This window comes from Roseibium sp., assembly GCF_025698965.1.
GTDB lineage: Bacteria > Pseudomonadota > Alphaproteobacteria > Rhizobiales > Stappiaceae > Roseibium.
This window is the reverse complement of record NZ_JAILWL010000499.1, coordinates 1-4,637: the sequence shown is the minus strand read 5'-3', so window position 1 is coordinate 4,637 and position 4,637 is coordinate 1. Positions and strand designations below refer to the sequence as shown.

Annotated in this window: 8 protein-coding genes; 2 read left to right on the top strand and 6 right to left on the bottom strand. The window is 53.2% G+C overall.

What is annotated here, in order from left to right:
- Positions 1-155: 155 nt before the first annotated feature.
- From K5905_RS28030 to K5905_RS28005, 6 genes are all read right to left on the bottom strand, one after another.
- Entirely contained in the window at positions 156-386 is a 231-nt protein-coding gene (locus K5905_RS28030) for a hypothetical protein (protein WP_297590515.1), read from the bottom strand.
- On the bottom strand, positions 383-877 hold the full coding sequence (locus K5905_RS28025) for a hypothetical protein (RefSeq protein ID WP_297590512.1): 495 nt from the start codon (positions 875-877) through the stop codon (positions 383-385). The genes K5905_RS28030 and K5905_RS28025 overlap by 4 nt, the downstream gene beginning before the upstream one ends.
- Positions 874-1,284, bottom strand: a complete 411-nt coding sequence (locus K5905_RS28020; protein WP_297590510.1) for a hypothetical protein — start codon at positions 1,282-1,284, stop codon at positions 874-876. The genes K5905_RS28025 and K5905_RS28020 overlap by 4 nt, the downstream gene beginning before the upstream one ends.
- 160 nt (positions 1,285-1,444) lie before the next feature.
- Positions 1,445-2,149 (bottom strand): hypothetical protein, encoded by a 705-nt coding sequence (locus K5905_RS28015; RefSeq protein WP_297590508.1) that lies wholly within the window; start codon positions 2,147-2,149, stop codon positions 1,445-1,447.
- 218 nt (positions 2,150-2,367) lie between these two features.
- On the bottom strand, positions 2,368-2,721 hold the full coding sequence (locus tag K5905_RS28010; RefSeq protein WP_297590506.1) for a hypothetical protein: 354 nt from the start codon (positions 2,719-2,721) through the stop codon (positions 2,368-2,370).
- Positions 2,722-2,770: 49 nt separating this feature from the next.
- Entirely contained in the window at positions 2,771-2,998 is a 228-nt protein-coding gene (locus K5905_RS28005; protein WP_297590503.1) for a helix-turn-helix domain-containing protein, read from the bottom strand.
- 40 nt (positions 2,999-3,038) lie between these two features.
- On the opposite strand from K5905_RS28005, the gene K5905_RS28000 reads away from it, so the two are divergent.
- Complete coding sequence (locus K5905_RS28000; protein WP_297590501.1) at positions 3,039-3,551, top strand: helix-turn-helix transcriptional regulator; 513 nt, start codon at positions 3,039-3,041, stop codon at positions 3,549-3,551.
- 231 nt (positions 3,552-3,782) lie between these two features.
- Entirely contained in the window at positions 3,783-4,382 is a 600-nt protein-coding gene (locus tag K5905_RS27995; protein ID WP_297590498.1) for a hypothetical protein, read from the top strand.
- The last annotated feature ends 255 nt before the right edge of the window (positions 4,383-4,637 follow it).

The window sequence follows — 4,637 nt, the reverse complement described above, 5'->3', positions numbered from 1 at the left end:
GTGTTTTGGTGAAGCTTTCGCCGCGCCGCCCGATGTCAACTTGTACGGAGCGTCGAAACAGCCAACCCGGAACTTGCGCCCCAATTTAGGAACCACGTCGCGCGCATCGCCGAGGAATAGCTGGATCTGCCCGCCCAAGTAGGAACATGTCGGCTCTAGCACGTCACCCCTCCCCGGCGCTTGGCCTCAAAAAGATGCGGCATGGAAAGCGCGGCGTTGCAGTCACCCAGCTTTTCAAGGGCGGTGACACAGGCCAAGGCCCGCCCCTCACTGAATGGCCGCTCTGGCATATCGTCGGGCGGGCCTTCCGGGTGGATGGCCCACATTTGAGCAGCTGCAGTGTCCATGTTTTCATTGACGGCATCGGTCAGGGCTGGGTGTGTCATGCGGCCTCTCCTTCAGTGCGCCCAAGGCTGGTCAACGCGTAGGCCTTGCCCTCACGCGTCAAAAGGTCTGCAAAAACGAGGAAATTGAGCGCTTCGCGGATCTTTAACGAGCCAACGCCCAAATCCGTCATTGCGCCTTCCACGAAAAACACGCCCGGTGCTTCCGCTAGGTCGCGTTGTGCCTGCCGCAAGACCAGTTTTTCAACCCTCGAAAGCGGCGGCATAGTGCGCGGCAACCAAACCAGGTATTCATGCCGGTCCGGGTGCATACGCCCCTTCAGGAAGCCAGCGGCTTCACCTGCATCGACGGCTTTCAAAGCGAAGGCGTAAGGGATCTGATGCGCATCGCAGATGTGGTAAAGGCCCACTCCGTCCGGGTGCATCTTGCAAAGCCGGTCCATGGCGACGGGATCAATCACCCTGCGCAAGGTTTCGCAGAATGCGGCGGACTCGGTAGTTAGGTCTGGAAGAATTCGGACGGGCTGGTTCATGACGCTGCCCTTGTTGTTTTGTTTGGAATGATGCAGAAACTCAGGAGTTTCGCTTTCATATCCGGGCGGATTTCCCAACCGCGCCCTCGCCGGGTATCGATCTTGATGCCGTCTGGTTCCAAGGCTTCCCGCACCCGATGCAGAAACACGTCTAAAATCTTGTCATGAGGTTCATCACCAGCCCTGCCGCTGTAGATTGCCGCCATAGCGGCATCACGCGTGACCCGGTTACGCTTAAGAAGGCACCGCAAAAAAGCTTCAGGTTTTGGCCCAAACCGCCAACGGTCGGGAAAGATCACGTCGATATCGACCAATTGCGCTTTCAGATAGTCCCGCTCGTCTTCAAGCTCCAGAATGCGAACGGCTTGTGCCTCGTTTTCAGCTTGAAGGGTTTCAAGAAGTGTCATAGCCACCTCCAGTGGAATCTTGTGGACAAAACAAGAACATTTTTGATAAATGGAAGGCAGAACCAGCGCGAGTTGGCGCTCGCGCCGGTTCCTGTCACCCCCTCCCTGTCAGAGAAAGAGGAGATGCATTCGGTGATTTTGCTCAGAAGAAACAAGGTGATCACTGTTGGCCCCTCCGCAACGTCTTGCTTGCGAGGGCAAAGGCCCTCTCTGTCATGGCACTGAGGCGATGCCTTGCGCGGCGGCACAGTCGCTTGCACTGAAAATTCAGACTGACTTTCGACCAGCGGAGAAACCGATGCCAATTCCATCGACCGAAGAAATGCTTGTTAAAGAAGAGATCAAAGCTGCCATCTTCGAAAAGGCCTTCATAAATCTTGCCGTCGAATTTGAACGGCGAGACAAGGTTGGGTTCGTCATGGCTGCGAACCGACTGCAGCAGACCCTCGCTGAATTCAACACCAAGAGCTTCCGCCTCCCCGAAAGCGCTCCAGCTGCGTTGAACGAAAAGCAGATACTGCAGGAAGGGCAAACTCGCGCTCTCGAAGCCTTTGTCATAGCGGTTAAGCGCATCCTCAATCATGTCCGCATACGCTAGTATGTGTTCTGCTGTATTTGGCGATTGGGTGGCCTCACGGCGTTTCTCGTTGACAATTCTCCGGGATAGTAAAACGACCCGCCGCTGATAGACCCGGTCGTAATCACGCACCGAGTGACCAGTCTGGAAAGCACAAGCCGCATCTGCAATGCGTCTCTTGAAAGTCCATCCGCTGCGCAGCTTCAACGGCGCTGAGCCAAACGTGCCCCAATCATAGCCAAGCTCGGCGGTTTCAATGGCAAGGGTTGCGTCTCGTTTCTCGTTCATCGTCTCACACCCCCGCCACGTCGCGGCAGCGCCGGGAAAGCCAAAACCAACCCTCGGACCACTTCCACCCAAGCCAAACACCGCCCTTGGCGAGTCCTCGGCAAAAAGCAGCTAATAGGATGAATGTTAGGGCAATTGCGGTTCGCGGGCGCTTCGTACTCGGTTTGTTCTCAAGCCTCATTGCGGCCTCCGAAATGGGTTGAATTGAAGGTGTTGGGTCAGCGTTTCAACCGAGCTTTCAGCCGGTCGATCTGGGCGCGCACGCGCGCCTCTTCTTCATTCTGTGCGGCTTCAGAAAGCCAGTCGGGCGTGTCCGGCAAGAGTGTCACCAGAAATGCAGGACCGTAGACGGTGATGGCGGTAAGGATCACTGCCGCGCGCGGCGCAGAAGGGTTGGAACCGAGCCAACCTTCTGCGGTACGCAAGGAGACGCTCAGGTCAGACGCCACCTGCGCGGCGGTCCCTGTCGGGTAGAGATCACGAAAGAAAGCCGCAAGCCGGTCCATATTGACCGACAACACTTGCGGGCGGTTCCGCAGAATTTGCGTGTCGTTTCCGCAGGAAATGGTCATCGGTTCTCTCCTATGATTTTCAAGTCAACGAAACGAGCAAGGAGTTTCTTCATGGACTTAAATCGTCATTTTCTGGATCAACCCCGGCCCCCAGCTGCACGAAATAGGTTGCAGAAAACTGACCATTGGTTGCGTTGGATAAGCGACTTGCTGTTTTCCAGTGCGGGCAAGACTGCCCGTTTAAGATGCGAGACACCTGGGCCGCGGAAAGATCCGCAGCGGCGGCAAGTTGCTTCGCCTTTTGGTTGTTCTCTTTCAGCCACTTAAAAATCGTCATGCAACCTACAATGCCCTAAAATTACATATGATGCAATATCATGATGCAAGAAATTACATATAATAATTGCCTGAGTGGTTATGGCGTTTCTCATTCACTGAGAAATAATGCTCGGATGATTAAGACGCCTGTTCAATTAGCTATCGAAATCCGCAAGGGTTCCGGTCATAAAATTACCGGTGAAGAGCTGGCCGACAAACTCGGCATCTCTGCACCACATGTTTCCCGTTTAAAAACAGGCAAAAGCGCGACTACCACTGATGTAATCGCGAAACTTGCGGAAATTTGTGAAATTACAGAGTCGGAGTTCTACCGATTACTCGGCAGTGACGGTGATGTAAGATCTGAAGCTGCGCAAAATGTCTCGGGCACAGAGCCGGATGAACCACTTCTGTTCAAACCCGCCCTTTTCGAGGCTGCAGTAGCAGAAACTCGCAAGCTTGATGCCAAATACGCCAAGGGACAAGCTGCATCTAAAAATTTCAACGCTTTAATGCATGCGATTTATAAATTTATCGACGCAGAGGGCATTGATAATTTACCGACGGATTGACCTGGTGAAGTATCCCACAGACGCTAAACATGAAAAGACCGTATTGGAACAAATTGAAGATGTGGTCAAACAGGCCGAGCAATACGGACTACCGAAAATCTCTCGGTTCATTTGCTTTAATATCGCACAACACAGAGACCCGCTCCTCCTTACAGATGAACAAGGTATCCGATACTGCTTCAAAATGAAGAAAATTATTTCGGCGAAGTATCTTCAGGAGACGCTACGCACATGAGCAATTACACTTATCGGCTACCAATAGACGAAATTGATGCAGGTTACGGTGACGCTTTTGCACAAGGCCTCTTTTCATTGTGGAGGCGCACTGAAGGCAACCTGACAGACGAATATGAGAACTACTACAGCAAAATCGTCCTATTCGACGGAAACCCTGTAGTGGGCGATAGCCCAGAGTTGCTCGATTGCGGGTTCGAAGCACTCCCCCTGAAGCTTCTAGGGAGCACTTGGAGCGAAGATACTGAACATCTGAGGAGTTTCCTGCCGGCAGACTATCGCGCAATGGTCGGACGCTCCTATTTTGAAGCCAGTGTTTACAGCTCGCCGACATTCGACATTGTGAGAGCCGATCTGAAGAATGACGAAGGTGCACCTGTTGCCAAACCCTACAAGCGCCTTATCCTCCCTGTTCGGGAAGGTGGTTTTCGCTGTTTGCTGAGCTATTCGTTCGGGATCGAAACACTTCTTCCGGTGAAGGATCGTTCAAAAGATTCTGAAAACCTCGCTGTGTACACGCAACGAAAGCCAGGCGGCGGTAGTCTTTATCAAGCGGTGGTCGGATCCAGCGAAAGGCATTCGTTTCGTGTCGGTTGAACCCCCAACGAACGTGTAACCCACGAAATGCGTGCCAATCTCGCATCCATCCGTAGGCAACGGACGGTCGAAATTCGTCATACGAAAAAAGAAGCGCCAACCTCACAAGTATGATTGAGAGGTTATTGCTCCTCAGGCCATCCTCAGTCACAGCCTCCCCAAGATACGCAAAGCGACCACCGGTGTACTCGGTAGCTACCTCCGGACTGCCCTGCTCAATCTCGACCTTGGGAACGTGTCCAAGGTTCGATACTT